This is a genomic window from Methylobacterium sp. AMS5 (assembly GCF_001542815.1).
Lineage (GTDB): Bacteria > Pseudomonadota > Alphaproteobacteria > Rhizobiales > Beijerinckiaceae > Methylobacterium.
Map to the genome: position 1 here is coordinate 4,462,016 of NZ_CP006992.1, position 15,745 is coordinate 4,477,760.

Annotated in this window: 14 protein-coding genes and 2 pseudogenes; 7 read left to right on the top strand and 9 right to left on the bottom strand. The window is 67.1% G+C overall.

Annotated elements, in window-relative coordinates; genetic code table 11:
* Positions 1 to 3: 3 nt before the first annotated feature.
* From Y590_RS19995 to Y590_RS20020, 6 genes are all read right to left on the bottom strand, one after another.
* Positions 4 to 873 carry a DUF58 domain-containing protein gene (locus tag Y590_RS19995; protein WP_060771384.1) on the bottom strand — a complete coding sequence of 290 codons (870 nt, stop codon included), beginning with the start codon at positions 871 to 873 and terminating at the stop codon, positions 4 to 6.
* Positions 870 to 1,901 carry an AAA family ATPase gene (locus tag Y590_RS20000; protein WP_060771385.1) on the bottom strand — a complete coding sequence of 344 codons (1,032 nt, stop codon included), beginning with the start codon at positions 1,899 to 1,901 and terminating at the stop codon, positions 870 to 872. Before Y590_RS20000 ends, Y590_RS19995 begins: the two co-directional genes overlap by 4 nt.
* Before the next feature lie 181 nt (positions 1,902 to 2,082).
* Positions 2,083 to 2,373: a methanol dehydrogenase [cytochrome c] subunit gene (locus Y590_RS20005; protein WP_060771386.1), complete on the bottom strand. Its 291-nt coding sequence runs from the start codon at positions 2,371 to 2,373 to the stop codon at positions 2,083 to 2,085.
* A 132-nt stretch (positions 2,374 to 2,505) separates the two neighbouring features.
* Complete coding sequence (gene moxG, locus Y590_RS20010; RefSeq protein ID WP_060772382.1) at positions 2,506 to 3,099, bottom strand: cytochrome c(L), periplasmic; 594 nt, start codon at positions 3,097 to 3,099, stop codon at positions 2,506 to 2,508.
* A 38-nt stretch (positions 3,100 to 3,137) separates the two neighbouring features.
* Entirely contained in the window at positions 3,138 to 4,028 is an 891-nt protein-coding gene (gene moxJ, locus Y590_RS20015; RefSeq protein ID WP_060771387.1) for a methanol oxidation system protein MoxJ, read from the bottom strand.
* A gap of 250 nt (positions 4,029 to 4,278) precedes the next feature.
* Positions 4,279 to 6,159: a methanol/ethanol family PQQ-dependent dehydrogenase gene (locus tag Y590_RS20020; RefSeq protein ID WP_060771388.1), complete on the bottom strand. Its 1,881-nt coding sequence runs from the start codon at positions 6,157 to 6,159 to the stop codon at positions 4,279 to 4,281.
* Positions 6,160 to 6,529: 370 nt separating this feature from the next.
* Here Y590_RS20020 and Y590_RS20025 point away from each other — a divergent pair, with 370 nt between their 5' ends.
* Complete coding sequence (locus tag Y590_RS20025) at positions 6,530 to 7,435, top strand: S1 family peptidase (protein ID WP_060771389.1); 906 nt, start codon at positions 6,530 to 6,532, stop codon at positions 7,433 to 7,435.
* A 196-nt stretch (positions 7,436 to 7,631) separates the two neighbouring features.
* Positions 7,632 to 7,805: a hypothetical protein gene (locus Y590_RS27075; RefSeq protein ID WP_060771390.1), complete on the top strand. Its 174-nt coding sequence runs from the start codon at positions 7,632 to 7,634 to the stop codon at positions 7,803 to 7,805.
* Positions 7,806 to 7,835: 30 nt separating this feature from the next.
* Here Y590_RS27075 and Y590_RS20035 read toward each other — a convergent pair whose 3' ends face one another.
* Both Y590_RS20035 and Y590_RS20040 read right to left on the bottom strand, forming a co-directional pair.
* Positions 7,836 to 8,570, bottom strand: coding sequence for a DUF4336 domain-containing protein (locus Y590_RS20035; RefSeq protein ID WP_060771391.1), 735 nt, complete (start codon positions 8,568 to 8,570; stop codon positions 7,836 to 7,838).
* A gap of 262 nt (positions 8,571 to 8,832) precedes the next feature.
* Positions 8,833 to 9,642 (bottom strand): IS5 family transposase, encoded by an 810-nt coding sequence (locus tag Y590_RS20040; RefSeq protein ID WP_060772089.1) that lies wholly within the window; start codon positions 9,640 to 9,642, stop codon positions 8,833 to 8,835.
* A gap of 273 nt (positions 9,643 to 9,915) precedes the next feature.
* On the opposite strand from Y590_RS20040, the pseudogene Y590_RS20045 reads away from it, so the two are divergent.
* From Y590_RS20045 to Y590_RS20055, 3 genes and pseudogenes are all read left to right on the top strand, one after another.
* Positions 9,916 to 10,113 (top strand): annotated as a pseudogene (locus Y590_RS20045) (MBL fold metallo-hydrolase); the annotation flags it as partial.
* A gap of 11 nt (positions 10,114 to 10,124) precedes the next feature.
* A pseudogene (locus Y590_RS20050) lies at positions 10,125 to 10,642 on the top strand (DUF2243 domain-containing protein).
* Positions 10,639 to 10,818: a hypothetical protein gene (locus Y590_RS20055; protein ID WP_060771393.1), complete on the top strand. Its 180-nt coding sequence runs from the start codon at positions 10,639 to 10,641 to the stop codon at positions 10,816 to 10,818. Before Y590_RS20050 ends, Y590_RS20055 begins: the two are co-directional and overlap by 4 nt.
* A 45-nt stretch (positions 10,819 to 10,863) precedes the next feature.
* Here Y590_RS20055 and Y590_RS20060 read toward each other — a convergent pair whose 3' ends face one another.
* The gene (locus tag Y590_RS20060; RefSeq protein WP_060771394.1) at positions 10,864 to 11,670 is read right to left on the bottom strand and encodes a glycosyltransferase family 2 protein; all 807 of its coding nucleotides are present in this window, start codon (positions 11,668 to 11,670) and stop codon (positions 10,864 to 10,866) included.
* Positions 11,671 to 12,212: 542 nt separating this feature from the next.
* Here Y590_RS20060 and glmU point away from each other — a divergent pair.
* Entirely contained in the window at positions 12,213 to 13,598 is a 1,386-nt protein-coding gene (gene glmU, locus Y590_RS20065; RefSeq protein ID WP_060771395.1) for a bifunctional UDP-N-acetylglucosamine diphosphorylase/glucosamine-1-phosphate N-acetyltransferase GlmU, read from the top strand.
* Between the two features lie 285 nt (positions 13,599 to 13,883).
* The gene (gene glmS / locus Y590_RS20070; protein WP_060771396.1) at positions 13,884 to 15,710 is read left to right on the top strand and encodes a glutamine--fructose-6-phosphate transaminase (isomerizing); all 1,827 of its coding nucleotides are present in this window, start codon (positions 13,884 to 13,886) and stop codon (positions 15,708 to 15,710) included.
* The last annotated feature ends 35 nt before the right edge of the window (positions 15,711 to 15,745 follow it).

Sequence of the window (15,745 nt, forward strand, 5' to 3'; positions counted from 1 at the left end):
CTCTCACGTCGTCATCAGGTGGCGGCTCAGCGCTTCCGCATCGAAGCGGTCGGCGAGCCGGAAGGGCGGACGGGCGAAGGGGGCGCAGATCCGGCGCAAGGCTTCGACGCGCTCGGCCTCGCGGGCGATCCAGCGGCGGCGCAAGGACGGGCGCAGGAAGACGAGGCGGCGCCCGGCGCCCTCCAGGTCGTCGAGTTCCACGAGGCCCCAGGCCGGCAGGTCTTCGGTCTCGGCGGAATCGGCGAGCAGCACCGGCGTCACGTCGTGGAGCGCCAGTGCCGAGAAGACGGCCTCGATCAGCGCCTCCGGCCAGCGGAAATCCGAGACGAGGAAGATCAGCTTCGGGCGCCCGGCGAGACGGCGCGCCGCCTCCAGAAAACCCTCGGCGCCGCGTCCCTCGCAGGCCGCCTCGCCGAGACGGGCGGCGGCGGCCTGGGCGGCGGCGCGGTGGCGGGTCGCGGGGAGGTAGAGGTCGTCGCGCACGATGTCGTCGCAGGCGATCACACCGAAGCCGTCGCCGATCCGCGTCGCGGAGCGGGCGAGCGTCGTGCAGAAGGCGCCCGCGAGATCGCGCCGGTCGGCCCGGCCGCGGAAGCGCATCGAGGCGGAGAGGTCGACCAGCGCGTAGGTCTCGACCGGGCTGCGCGCCTCGAAGCGGCGCACGAACACGCCCTCGAACGGGTCGCGCAGCGACGCGCGCACATCGATGCGCCGCGCATCCGGCAGGCGTGAGAAGCTGACCTGGTCGCGGAACGTGCCGAGGCCGCCGGCATCGTGCCCGCGATGGGCGCCGACCCGATGTCCGCCGGGCCGCCAGCGCGGCAGGTAAATGATGTCGGCCCCATCGTTGACCCCGTCCTCCGGACTGCTCACGGGGCGGGCACCGTCTCGAACACCGCGCGAATGAGGTCGGGCACGATCTGCGCGCGCCGCATCTCGTAGACGGGTTCGAGGAAGACGCGGTGGGCCATCACCTCGGGGAAGACGGCGCGGATATCCTCCGGCACCAGCCAGTCCCGGCCTTCCAGCCAGGCGCGGACGCGGGCGGCGCGCACGAGGAAGGCGACGCCGCGGGGCGAGGCGCCGCCCTGGACGAGGCGGTCCATGTCGATCCCGGAAAGCCGGATGCCGGCGGGGCCGGGGCGCACCAGCGCCTCCCACAGGCCGACGACGTAGGCCTCGATCGCCGGCTCGGCCGAAATCGCGTGCTGGATCGCGCTGGCGATGGTGCCGATGCGCTCGAAGTCGAGCACGCCGGCCTCGACCGCTTCGGTGAGCCGGTCGGTGTCGTGGAAGCGGGGATCGAAGACGAGGTCGCGGCGGGCCTTCGTATCGCGTGGCGCCTCCATGCCGATTTCCATGAGGAAGCGGTCGCGCGCGGCGGCCGGCAGCTCGAAGGTCTCCTCGCGCTCGACCCGGTTGCGGTCGGCGAAGACCTGGAGGTTGGGGAAACGGTACGCGCGGTTGAAGGCGGTGACGCTGCGCTCGGCCATGATGCGCAGGAGCAGCGCGTGGACCTGGGGCCGGGCGCGGTTGATCTCGTTGAAGAAGAAGACCGAGAGGTCTTCCGCCTGCCGCAACACCGGGCCGGGCTCGACCCGCGGGCGGCCGTCCTCGCCGAGATAGGTGTGGTAGATCAGGTCGGTGGGCATCATGTCGACGGTGCCCTCGACGCGCTCGTAGGCGCCGCCGAGGCCGCGGGCGACCGCGCGCAGCAGCGTGGTCTTGCCGACGCCGACATCGCCTTCGAGCATGACGTGGCCGCGGGCGAAGATCGCGATCGTCAGCAGGCGGATCGCCCGTTCCTGGCCGACAACGGCCTTGCCGATCTCGCGCTCGAAACGCGCGGCGGCATCCCGCCAGTCGGTGAGCATGGCGTCGCCGGGGCGCAAGGTGTTCATTCGGCGGGTGGCCTTTGTTTGCCGTCTTGGGCGCCCCAGGCGCCATGGGCCGCCGCCACCTCTCCGCTCCCTTTTGCGGGGATGGATCGGGGCAGGGCCTGTTCGGATGGGGCGCCGGGCGGTGCCTCCTGCGCCACCCCCGCCCCGAACCCCTCCCCGCGAGGGGGAGGGGGCAAAAGGCTCAGTTCGCCGCGATCTTGCTGACGTCGTACTCGAACTTGCCGGTCTTCTTGAAGTTCTCGACGCGCTTCTTGTTGCGCTCTTCCATCTGCTTGATGGAATCGGCCTGCTTGTTCAGCTCCTTGGGGTCGTGCTTGGGATCGTACTTGGAGCCGGCGATCTTCTCGGGGAAGCCGGGCTTCGGCTCCCAGCAATTGCCCGCGGCCTTGCACTTGGTGCCGTCATAGGCGAGCGCCGGGGCGGCGATGCCGGACAGGGCGACGATGGCGGCGGCGATGAGAGTGGTCTTCATGGTTTCCTCCACTTTTCGAGACGTGCTCTTCTTGAGGCTTGCTCTTCGGGGATCCGGCCGCGCCCGGCGACAGGATCCCACCGCCCGCCCCCTCGATCGTGCCGGTTGAATCCGGCTCGACACCCGAAAGGATCACTCGTCCAGCGGCTTGCACTGGCCCTTGGCGTCCTTCGGGATGACTTCGCCCTGCTTGTAGGGCGTGTAGGCCTTCTTCTGCTCGTCGTTGAGCCACAGCGCGTCCTGCTTCGGCCCCGTATAGAGGTGCCGGATCCAGGCGATGGTCTGCAGCATCTCGTCCGGCGTCAGATTCTCGTTGTGCGGGCCCATCATGCCGTTGGCGCCGCCGAAGATCGTGGCGAACAGGCCCACATCCGTCGTGTTGGACGGATAGGTCCAGTAATTGTCGTTCAGCCCCGGCCCGAGCTTTCCTTCCGCGAGGTGGCCGTGGCAGCCCGAGCAGGAGGTCGCGAACAGGCTCTCGCCGTTCCGCAGGCAGGACTTGTCGTCGATGTAGAGGTTCTCGCCGGTCTCGAGGAACTTCTTCACGGCCGGCGTGTCGCGGCCGCCTTCCTTGCCCTGCGACACGTCGAGCGCCTCGCCGGTGACGGTGTTGCGGAACACGACGCCGGTCTGCGGCCCGGATTGCGGCTGGGCGAGCGCGGGCAGGGCGATGCCGGCGAGCGCGAGGCCGAGAAGGGCCGTTCCGATCTTTACGCGGTTCATCATCGTCTTGTTCTTGGTCCTCATCTCACGGTCGGTCGGGATCAGTTGGAGACGGGCAGCACGGGCACGCCCTCCTCCTTCAGGATCGCCTCGATCTTCGGCTTGGCCTTCTCCAGGGCGGCGTCGATCTGCGCCTTCAGGGCGGTGTCGTCCTTGCGCACGCCCATCGCCTGGTCGAAGCTCTGCGGCATCTTCCGGCCGTCGCTGGCCTGCGTGTCGTCGGGCACGGCGGTCATGCGCAGCTTGGTCGAGGAATCGCGCACGTAGCGGGCGACGTCGGGCCCGAAGGCCACGCCGACCTCGGCCTTGCCGGTGGCGACCTCGCTGACCATCCGGGCCGGATCGATCTGCGTGTATTGATTCCGCGGCGCGCGAAAATTCACCAGCGAGTAGAGGTAGGCCATGTCCTCCTCGTAGCGGCCGATATCCTTGAGCATCGCCTCGCCGGGCGTGCCGAAGCCGACCACCATGTGGCTCACTTCCTTCAGGCGCGGATCGGACCAGGACTTGATGTCGAGATCCTTGTCGGCGCGGGTGAGGAAGACGTAGCCTGAGCGGTAATAGGGCTTGCTGGTGAGCACGCGGGGATCGTCGGCATCGAGCCCGATCACCACGTCGCAGGTCTTCTTCTCCAGCCCGTCGCGCACGAGGTAGATCGCGGGCTTGCCGAGCCACACGAACTGGGCCTTGCGGCCCATGGCCTCGGCTACCGTCGTCGCGATGCGGTTCTCGAGCCCCGAGCCGTCCTTCATCGAGAGCGGCGGCTGCTCGGCGGCGCAGACGCGCAAGGTGCCGGCATCGGGTTTCGCGGCCTCGGCGGCTTTCGACTCCTGCGCCAGGGCGGGCGCGCACAGGGCGGCGAGGGCGGTCAGGGCAGCGGTCAGAGCGACGGCCGATGTGGCTGTACGGCGCCGTCCGTTCACGAGCGACATAGGTTCGTTTCCTCTGGCTTATTCTTATGAAATCTTGGCACCGGGCTTTTTCGGCTGAGACCTGCCCTTGGCGCATCTCCCCGTGCGGACGATCGCCGGCGCGCGGGACGAGGGTCTGCGGAGAGGGACATGAGGTGGCGCGGACCGTCACGGGCCGTTCGTGCCCGCGCCATCTCGGCCCCGTCCCTCCCCCGGGCGAGCGGGAGAGGGACGGTTCGCATCTGCCGTCAGGCAGTTCCTGCTTCAGACCTTACTTGGCGGCCGACTTCCACTCGCCGACGTTCGGATCGTCGTAGGGGCCCTTGCCGTCGAGCGAGAACACCACCACGCCGCCACCCATCTGGGTGTAGTTGGCGAGCTTCTTGAAGGCACCCACCGCGCCGAGACCGGCGGTCGGGTCGGCGAGGTCGAACACGAGGCCGACACCCGGCCAGCCGCCGACGCCGTAGTAGATGGCGACGTACTGCGTGTCCTTATGGGTGTAGGTCATCGGGTAGCCGATGGCGCCGGACGGGATCTTGAACTTCCAGAGAAGGTCACCCGTGTCGGAGTCGCGCGCCTTCAGGTAGCCGTCGAGGGTGCCGTAGAAGACGAGGTCGCCCGCGGTGGCCATGGTGCCGCCCCACACGGCGAAGCGCTCCATCTTCTCCCACTTATAGTCGCCGGTGATCGCGTTGTACGCCTTGATCTGGCCGAGACCTTCGTAGTTCTGACGGTCGCCCTTCGGGCCCGGATACATGTTCAGCGTCGCACCGACGAAGAACTGACCCGCACGATAGGGAAGCATGAAGGGCTCCCAATCCATGCAGATGTGGTTGATGCCCATGAAGAACAGTTCACGCTTCGGATCGTACGAGTCGTGACCCTGGTTGTGGTAGCCCATCGCCGAGGGGCAGATGTCCTTGGCGAGGTGGTCCATCCGGGTGCCGTATTCGGGATCGCGCACCGGCTGGCCGGTCTTGAGATCCACCGACTTGAACACGTTGACCGTGTCGTCGAGCTTGTTCGCCGAGACGAGCGCGCCGTCGGTCCGGTCGAGCGTGTAGACGATGCCGTTGCGGTCCGGGTGGGTCAGCAGCTTGCGGGCCTTGCCGTCCTTGTCCTTCTGCTCGGAGAGCATCATGACGTTGACGCCGGCGTAGTCCCACTCGTCGTGCGGGGTCTTCTGGTAGCCGAACTTGGCTTCACCCGTGTCGGCGTCGCGGCCGAAGATCGTCATCGTCCACTTGTTGTCGCCCGGACGCATGGTCTCGTTCCACGGCGCCGGGTTGCCGGTGCCGAAGTAGATCAGGTTCGTGCCCGGATCGTAGGCGTACCAGCCCCAGTTGGTGCCGCCGCCGATCTTCCAGGCGTCGCCTTCCCAGGTGCCGGTGCCGAGGCCCTTCTGGCCGTAATGGGGGTTCTTGATGTTGAAGTCGGAGGCCAGCAGCAGGTCCTTGTCCGGACCCGTTGCGTAGGCGCGCCACACCTGCTCGCCGGTCTTCACGTCGTAGGCGGTCAGGTAGCCGCGCACGCCGAGCTCGGCGCCCGAGGAACCGATGATGACCTTGTCCTTCACGACGTAGGGGGCGATCGTGAGCGTCGAGCCGACCTTGATGTCGGAATTCTCGACCTTCCACACCGTCTCGCCGGTCTCGGCGTTGAGGGCGGCCACGTTGCCGTCGAGCTGGGTCTTGAGGATCAGCGCGGGGGTCTTGCCGTCGCCGGGCCAGTAGGCGAGGCCGCGGTTGACGAGGTCACAGCAGGCGACGGCGCGGGCGGCCGGGTTCTGCTTCGGCTTGTCCTGCCACAGGATCGTGCCCGGATCGTCGAGACCGAGGGCGAACGTGTTGTTCGGGAACGAGGTGTGGATGTACATCTTGCCGTCGACGACGAGCGGCGCACCCTCGTGGCCGTTCAGCAGGCCGGTCGAGAACGTCCAAGCCGGCCGAAGCTGCTTCACGTTGCTCTTGTTGATCTGCTTCAGGTCGCTGAAGTTGTTCGAATCGTAGTTCTTGCCGGGCATCACCCAGTTGTCGTCGCTCTTCGACAGCTCGACCAGCTTATCGTTGGCGTAGGCCCCGCTCGACAGCGCGGCCGGCGCGAGCGCCAGCATCGCCAAGGCCGAGACTGATGTCACAAACCTGCTCATCCTGCGTCTCCTCGCTGAACCGCCTCGCCTTTCGGCCTCGCGGTATCTCTCAGACGTTTTTCTGAGGTTCCAGGATCGCTCGGAAGTCCTCCGAAGTGCCACATCGTGAATCTAAGGATATTCTTAGATTTGAGCGGTCTTATGAAAGACTTATTAGCGTCCCTTCGCCTATATTTTCTAGGCTTTGATTGGACGCGATGTCTTTAGCTGGTCGGACATTTCTTATCAGGAAGATAAGGCAATTATAAAAGTGCCAAGGCGTAGTGTCGCAACGTGTTGGCATCGTCTTGACCGGGGCCGGAACCCATCGCACCGTTGTGCTCAACGGGCCCTCGCGAAGCGGCCCGACCGAGCGGGAGGCTTGTCGGCCATGGCGCAGGGGCAGCGCGCGCGGGGCGGTCTAGCGGTATGCGGGCTCCTCGCCCTCGTGGTTTGGGCCGGGGGCGGCACCGCACGCGGCACCGCACTTGGAGACGATGCGTCGCACCCGCCGCCCGATGCCGCCGCACCGGCTCAAGCGCGCGAGCGGGACATCACCGAAACGGCCGCGCTCTATCCTCAGGACGGGCGCCGCGAGCTGACGAGCAGCGACCGCGCCCGCTATCCCGGCGCGGGCGTCCTGTGGTGCCGCCGTTCGGACGGCGTGCCGCAGAAGGCAGCCGCCGCGTGGCTGATCGGCACGCCTTCGCTCGTGATGCTGAACGCACACAACTTCCGCAACCGGCAGCTCGAAACGACGCGGCAGGTCGGCGACTGCTACTTCCAGATCGGCGGCCGCAATTACGATTTCGTCGCCGAGAGCCTGCACCTCGGCGTCGCCGCGGACGCGACGCGCCTCCACATCACCGACGATTGGGCGCTGCTCCGCCTCGCGCAGCCGGCCGAGACGCAGCGCCAGCCGATGCCCGATGCGCCCCCCGATCTCTCCACCGGGGACCTGTCGCTCGCGGTGACCCTGGTCGCCCCCGGCGGTCACCAGAACTACCGGGGCGACAGCAGCCTGGAGACCTGCACGGTGCGCCGGATCGACCCGCCGACGGAAGGCGGTATCCGGCGGGCCCGCCACGATTGCAACGACGGCTACGGCGGCTCGGGTTCGGGCCTCTTCGACGAGGCGGGGCGGCTGGTCGCCATGCAGAGCGCCTCGCTCTCCATGAACTCCCGGCACGCCTTCGACATCGAGTTCCATTACGGTTCCGCCCTGCTCATCGAGGGCGCCTTGCTCGACGCCCTGCGCCGGGCGCAGCGGGAGGACACGCCGCCGCCGGCGCCGTGAGCCGCGACGAGCCGCGACGAGCCGCGACCCTTGCCGGCGCTCGGGCGTGAAGGATTCCCGTAGGCGAGCCCGGCCTCGCTCGCTCGACCTGGTGCGACAGGATGCGCCTGGAACACCCTCCGAGAATCCCGGTTGCCCGGCTCAAACCGACACACCGGGAGACGACCTTCGCAGGTCGAAGCATCTGAAGACGGATATGCCGAGCGATGCCGACCTGAAGGGCAATCCGGGCATCGGGCAGTCGAAGGGGCTGACCGGAACCGACCCGGAGGCGATCGAGGGGGATTCCACCTTCGAGGGCGATGTCGAGAACGAGACCGCGCCGGAGGGCGGGGTCGATCCCGATCACCGCGGGCGCACGAACGCCTGAGCGATCGGCGGGGCAGCGGTTCGGCCCGCCTCAGTCGAGCAACCAGCGGAGGGAGCGGCGCAGTTCGGCTGTGCCGTTCCGGTCGAACCAAGCGCCGTGGCTGAACACCACCCGCTCCGGCGACAGGGCGACGAGCCGGGCCGCGGCACGGGCCGCGTCGCGCTTGCGCAGGCGCACCACCAGCCTGAGATAGATCGGCGCCCGTCCATCGGGCGCGGTCGCACCGGCGATCCGCAGGAACGGGCGCAGCAGGGGCGGGAGCTTACCCGGTTCCAAGTTCAGCACGAGGTCGGTCAGGATCAGCGTCGCCGAGGCGGCGTGGAAGAAGGCGACTTCGCGAAAGCCGAAGCCGCCGGGCACCACGACTTGCGACAGGTCGTCGGCCCATTCGGGCGGAGCCGTGTCGCCGAGATCCCGATCGAGCCGCACGCCCGCCTGACGGACCTGTCGGCGCTCGCGCAGGTTCGGGGCGGCCCAGGTCAAGGCCTGCGGGCAATGCCGCTGCCATTCCTTCAGATAGGTCCAGTGCCCGACATTGGGAGCGACGAGGTGGCGGATCGACCCGAGCGCTTCGATCTCGCGGTGCAGGCGCGCGTCGTAGCGGGTCGGCGAGTGCAGCCACAGGCCGCCGTCTGCGAGCCGCACCACGGTCATGCGCACGGGCAGCGGCAGGCCGGCAGCGTGGATCGGGCCGCTGTCCACGATCCAGAGACCGAAGGCCACGGGCTTGAGCCTGTCGAGGGGCGGATAGGTGGGATCACTCACGGCATCGGGTCCGGAATCGAGGGGTTTTGCCCAGGGCCGATCATGGAGCCGCCGCTCGGCAGCCGCGTGACAGGAGCATCGAGACGGCGGCACGGGACATCAACGGCACGGTGACGGACCCTGAGATCGCAAATGCCGGGTCGCCCTGGCGACCGATAGACCTCCAACCGGAGCGCGCGCGCTCGGTTTCCGAATGAATGTCCCGCGGCCGTCGTTTCTGTCCTGTCGCGGTGCGGGAACAACGCTTTCGCGCTAGAGCCTGTTATGCACTTGTCATAAGCTTTTCAGCTTGTCGGAGCATGAGGCAGACGAAGGCGACCATGTGCAGGCCAGCCAACGTGCTGGCGTAGCGCTCGTAATCTTTGACCAGCCGCCGACAGCGGGTGGCCCAGGCAAACGAGCGCTCCACCACCCATCGGCGCGGCAGCAGGACAAAGCCGCGCTTGGCCTCAGGCGCCTTCACCACTTCCAAGTCGATGCCGTGCGCGCTCGCGGCGGCGGCGGGCTTAGGCCCGGAATAGCCCTGGTCGACAAAGGCCAACTCGACGCTGTCGCCCGTCTCCGCCTGCACCTCGGCGGCCAGCCGGCCGACCTCGGCCCGGTCGTCGACATCGGCGGGCGTCACGTGCAGCGCCACGACATGGCCCGGCGTGTCAACGGCCAGATGCAGCTTCGCACCCCGCTTGCGCTTGGCCCCGTCATAGCCGGCCCGCTCGCCGCTCTCGGGCGAGGAGCGCAGCGTCCGGCTATCGAGGATCACCGCCGAGGGCTCCGGCTCCCGCTCCGCCGCCATCCGCAGCACCGCCCGCAGGTCGCCGGCCACGTCCGCGAAACTGTCGGCCGACAGCCAACGCTGCGTCTGCTGATACACGGCCGCCCAAGGCGGCAGATCGTGCGGCATGAACCGCCAGGGCGCCCCCGTCTTCACGATGTAGCGCAGCCCGTTAAACACCTCGCGCAACTCGTGGTCGCGCTGAGCCGAGTCCTCCCGCAGCAGCGCGAGGTAGGGCGCTACCAGTGCCCATTCTTCATCAGACACGTCGGACGGATAGGAGCGGCGATCAGAAGGCATGATCCACAACGCCAATCCTGCCTATCAGTTCATAACACGCTCTAGCCTTCCCGTGACGCCTCTTCCCGTGACGATCCTTCCCGCACGGCTGGAACGCTTGCCGGCTCCCGTCCCACCTCGCACAGGAGAAGGCCATGGCGCCGCAGATCCCGATCAGCCGCGAGGCCCGCGCCGACGATCCGCGGGCCGATGCCGAGCGCGACGACGGCACCCATGAGATCGCGCCCGATCTCGCCGATCGCCGCCTCGTTCTGGCCAACGCTCGTGTTCGTCGGCTCCCTGCGCAGCCTCGCGGCGCTGAAGCCCGAACGGGTGGTGACGGGCCACGGATGCGCCCTGCACGGGCCGGAGCTGCGCCACGGCCTCGATGCGCTGGCGCAAGACTTCGAGCACGTCGCCGTGCCGGATCAGGGCCGCTACGTCGAGACGCCGGCGCGGGCCGAGGACGTCTCCGCCTACCGTTCACCGTGAGGCCGGTGGCGATGCGCGATCAAGCGAGCGCTCCCGCGCCGACGGAGGGGGCCGACTTCCCGGTCGCGGCGGGCGTGCTGTTCGGGCTCGGCCTCGGCGGCTTCTTCGACGGCATCGTGCTGCATCAGGGGCTGCAATGGCACCACATGCTCAGTTCCTGGTACCCGATCACCTCGATCGAAAACCTCGAACTCAACACGCTCTGGGACAGGATTTTCCACAGCGTGACCTACGTCTTCGTCGTGGTCGGGTTGTTCATCCTGTGGCGCCGGGCGCGGGGGGGCGGCATCTCAGCTGGTCGAACCGGGCGCTGGCCGGCAGCCTTCTCGTCGGCTGGGGGCTGTTCAACCTCGTCGAAGGTCTGGTCGACCACCAGTGGCTCGGCGTGCGCCACGTCAACGAGCAGGTGGACCGGGCACACTGGCTGGCCTGGGATCTCGGCTTCCTCGCCATTCTGTTGGGCGGCGTCTGGCTGCTGCGGACAGGGCGCCGGCAGGCCGGGGCGGCTCCCGCCGCGCTGTGGCGATGAGGCGGGCGGGAGAGGGCGGCCTGCGGCGGGAAACGAATGCCCGACGGCGGGCTTGGCCCCGGCTCGTCTTCGCCGCAGGCCTCGGCCTTGCGACGATGCCGGCTTGGCGCGTTCCGGTGTTCGGCATCCGGGTGAGCGCGGAGGATCTGCTTCAGATCCGCGGCCTGCCGTGGTGAGAACCCCCACGGGCCGGCGCCGCTCTCATGACACCCAACCGAATTCTACGACATGTAGAACTTCATCAAAGACAGATATTGAAGGGCGCTGTCATCGCGGACATCGTTTTTATCGTGCGCGCGCCACATTTCTTCGAATCTTTCCTGGGATTTATTGATCTTATCATCGTTGATTCCGAAATATCCGCGCGTTGCCTTCTTCTTGTACTGCTCAAGAGAGCGGACATGGTAGTGGTTGATTCTCAGTTTTTGATGTGATGGCGTCATGTCGTCATAAAATCCATGCGGCGGGCGATCATGAAGAGCCGCTTTGGTTTCATCTACGAACGCGCCATCCAGCTTGAACGTATGCGATCCGAAAGGGTAGAATACCTTGGACGGTTTAACGATCGACTTCACATGTCTGTTCATGATGTAGTTGTCATCAGCCCGGTGAAGCATGGTTTCGATGACGGTCCCCTCCGGCTTCGTCTGATGCCCAGACGATCCGTAGATGTGCCAATAAACCCCGATGCCGGAGACATCTTCGTAGTCGCATAAAATATTCCTGATATCGCCGCCCTGGCTGGGGAACAGAAATTCGTCGGCATCGATGAAAGCAATCCAGCGAAACTGGTCGCCAAATATTTTAATCGCATCGATCTCGAAATCGATCGGGTCGCCCGATCGACGATGCAGATATGTTACCGAAGCGGCATCGCGAAATCTTTTGACGACGGAGCGCGAATTGTCTGAGCTTCCATTATCTGTGATAATGAGATGCTCAAATCCGACTGCTCGGTGGAATGCCATCCATTCGAGAATAAGGTCGTCTTCGTTTTTGATATGCACATATGCCGCAGCGTATTTCATTTTTGCTCCTTTGAAGATGTTTGATATAAAATATAAATTTCAATATATCTATCGGTCTATTTAATAATGAAAAGGTAAATTGCTTAAATTATCCTGTAGGTTGGCATTTTACTGTTATGATTACACGAATAATTTCCTTTTACACTATCGATTTTACCTTTGTGGCACCTTGCGATACTCTAAGGTGATTTTTCTACGAAAATTAATTTTGGGTTGTAAAAGAGTCAAGGTTCTCTTGCTATCGTGCTGCGCATCCAATCGGCCGGGCGTTCCCGCCGGATAGGTGACTTGGGCGCGGCCCATTCCCGCTCCTCCGGCACCGGCGTGCGAGCGGTGGTTGCAAGGGTGACCTCGGCGGTCGGACCCATTTCCCTGACTTCGAATCTCGCCGATCCCCGTCGCTCTTCGCGCCGGCGCCCCGATCGGTTAAATGGGCCGTTTACTCGGTGCCTTTCACGGGGGCCGCCGCGACGTTCCGCTGGAGGCGAGGGCGGCGGCTGGGCGATTCGTGAAGCACTCTCGACGGCAGAGAGCGGATTTCGATGACGGCAGGCGCGAACCACGGGGCGGAGAGCGGCTTCACCGCGATCGTGCTAGCGGCCGGCAAGGGCGTACGGATGCGCTCCGGCCGCCCCAAAGTGCTTCACGCGCTGGCCAACCGCTCGATGCTCGGCCACGTGCTCGCCGCGGTGCAGGAGGCGGGCGCCGCCCGCCTCGCCGTGGTGGTCGAGCCGGGCCGCGAGGATGTCGTCCGCGAGATCGAGCGGCTGGCGCCTGGCGCCAGCGTCCATCTGCAGGCCGAGCGCCTCGGCACCGCGCACGCGGTGCTCGCCGCCCGCGCGGCGCTGGAGGGGGGGCAGGACGTGCTCGTGGCCTTCGGCGACACACCGCTCGTCACGGCCGAGACGTTTGCCCGGCTGCGTGCCCCCCTGCATGAGGGTGCAGCGGTGGCGGTGCTGGCCTTCGAGGCCGCCGACCCCACCGGCTACGGACGCGTGCTGACGGAAGGGGACCGTGTCTTGGCGATCCGCGAGGAGAAGGACGCCTCGCAGGACGAGCGCCAGGTCAATTTGTCGAATGCCGGGTTGATGGCGCTCTCCGGCGCCCATGCCCTCGGCCTCCTGGAGCGGATCGGCAACGACAACGCCAACCGCGAATACTACCTCACCGACGCGGTGGCGCTCGCCGCCGGCGACGGCCTCTCCGTCGCCGTGGTGCCCGTGGCCGAGGCGGAGGCGCAGGGCGTCAACGACCGGGTGCAGCTCAGCCAGGCCGAGGCCACGATCCAGGCGCGCCTGCGCCGGGCGGCCCAGCTCGGCGGGGCGACGCTGATTGCGCCCGAGACGGTGTTCCTCAGTGTCGACACGGTTCTCGGCCGCGACGTCGTCGTCGAGCCGCACTGCGTGTTCGGCCCCGGCGTCGTCGTCGGCGATGGCTGCACCATCCGCGCCTTCTCGCACCTGCACGATGCCCGGCTGATGGAGGGCGCCGATATCGGTCCGCATGTGCGTCTGCGCGGCGGCGCGGTACTGGGGGCGGGCGTCCACCTCGGCAACTTCGTCGAGATCAAGAACGCGACCCTGCATGCGGGCGCCAAGGCCTCGCACCTGACCTATCTCGGTGACGCCGAGGTCGGAGCGGGCGCTAATATCGGCGCGGGCACCATCACCTGCAATTACGACGGCGTGTCGAAGCACCGCACGCTCATCGGCGAGGGCGCCTTCATCGGCTCGAACTCGGCGCTGGTGGCGCCGGTCAGCGTCGGCGCGGGGGCACTGGTCGGGGCCGGCTCGGTCATCACCCGCGACGTGCCGGCGGATGCGCTTGCCGTCGCGCGGGGGCGGCAGGTCACCCGCGAAGGGGCGGCCAAGACCCTCCGCCAGACCCTGAAAGCCGCCAAGGCGGCCCGCGAGGCGAAGAAGAGCTAGGGCGCCTTCCGACGAAGTGGTCACCGTTTCGTCGGAAGAAGGCGCGAAAACATGGAGCTCGAGACGCCGGCCTGATGCAATCAGGTCGGATATGGCTCCGGCAGCCGAGCCGAACGGCGTCCCACGGCCGGGAGCTAGCCTTCTCGCGCCGCGATCCGTACAAGCCCTTCCATCCGCGCCAAGCTCAAGGTCGGGCTCCTCTTGCACCGCAGGAAGCCTTGCCTCGGGCGGACATCCCATCATGGAATGTGACGGCGCCTCTGATCAACGGCTTCAGGATCGGCCATGTGCGGAATCGTCGGCATCGTCGGGCGTGAGTCGGTCGCGGACGCGTTGGTCGAGGCGCTGCGGCGGCTCGAATATCGCGGCTACGATTCGGCCGGTGTGGCCACCCTGGAGCACGGCCGGCTCGACCGCCGCCGGGCCGAGGGCAAGCTCGCGAACCTGCAGCTCAAGCTGGTCCAGTCGCCGCTTCCGGGCGCGATCGGCATCGGCCATACCCGCTGGGCCACGCATGGACGCCCCAACGAGACCAACGCCCACCCGCACGCCACCGAGCGGTTGGCGGTGGTCCATAACGGCATCATCGAGAATTTCCGCGAGTTGAAGAGCGAACTCGAAGCGGCGGGCGCGCGCTTCGAGAGCGAGACCGACACCGAGGTCGTGGCGCAACTCGTCAGCCACCTGATGGAGCAGGGGCTCGGGCCTGTGGCTGCCGTCGAGGCGGCGCTGCCGCGCCTGCACGGCGCCTTCGCCCTGGCCTTCCTGTTTTCGGGCGAGGACGGTTTCCTGATCGGCGCCCGCCACGGCGCGCCGCTGGCCATCGGCTTCGGGCAGGGCGAGACCTATCTCGGATCGGACGCGCTCGCGCTCGCGCCCTTCACCGATCAGATCACCTATCTCGAAGAGGGCGACTGGGCGATCCTGACCCGCGACGGCGCCGAGATTCGCGACATCTCCGGTGCCGCGGTGCGCCGGCCGCGCCAAAGAATCGCGACGCAGGCCTTCCTCGTCGACAAGGGCAATCACCGCCACTTCATGGCGAAGGAGATCCACGAGCAGCCGGAGGTCGTCGGTCGCACGCTGGCCCACTACATCGACATGGCGCGCGGTCGGGTCGTCCTGAAGGAGGAATTGCCCTTCGACCTCGCCCGGCTCTCGCGCCTCTCGATCACCGCCTGCGGCACGGCGTACTATGCCGGACTTGTCGCCAAATATTGGTTCGAGACCCTGGCGCGTCTGCCGGTCGAGATCGACGTCGCCTCCGAGACCCGCTACCGCGAGCCGCCGCTGGAGCGGGACGGGCTGACGCTCGTGATCTCGCAATCGGGCGAGACCGCCGATACGCTCGCCTCGCTGCGCTACGCCAAGGCGCAGGGGCAGCACACGCTGGCGGTCGTCAACGTGCCGACCTCGACCATCGCCCGGGAATCCTCGGCGGTGATGCCGACCTTCGCCGGGCCCGAGATCGGGGTCGCCTCGACCAAGGCCTTCTCCTGCCAGCTCACGGTTCTGCTCTGTCTCGCGCTGGCTGCCGGGCGCGCCCGCGGCACCCTGAGCGCGGAGCGTGAGCGCGCCGTCGTCGATGCGCTCATCACCGCCCCTGGCCTGATGGCGGAGGCAGTGAAGATGGAGGCCGAGGTCGAGGGGCTCGCCCGCGAGATCGCGAAGGCCCGCGACGTGCTCTATCTCGGCCGCGGCACGAGCTACCCGATGGCGCTCGAAGGCGCGCTGAAGCTGAAGGAAATCAGCTACATCCACGCGGAAGGCTACGCGGCGGGCGAACTCAAGCACGGGCCGATCGCCCTGATCGACGAGAGCGTGCCGGTGATCGTGATCGCGCCGCACGACGCCATCTTCGAGAAGACCGTCTCGAACATGCAGGAGGTCGCCGCCCGCGGGGGCAAGATCATCCTCATCGGCGACGCGAAGGGCGCGGCGGCCGCCGGGCTCGACACGCTGGCGACGCTGACCATGCCGGACGTCGACCCGGTGATCGCGCCGATCGTCTACGCGGTGCCGATCCAGCTCATCGCCTACCACACCGCCGTCTTCATGGGGAAAGACGTCGATCAGCCGCGCAACCTGGCGAAGTCCGTCACGGTGGAGTGACGAGAACGGGGACCGCCTTGCAGCCCCCATATGCG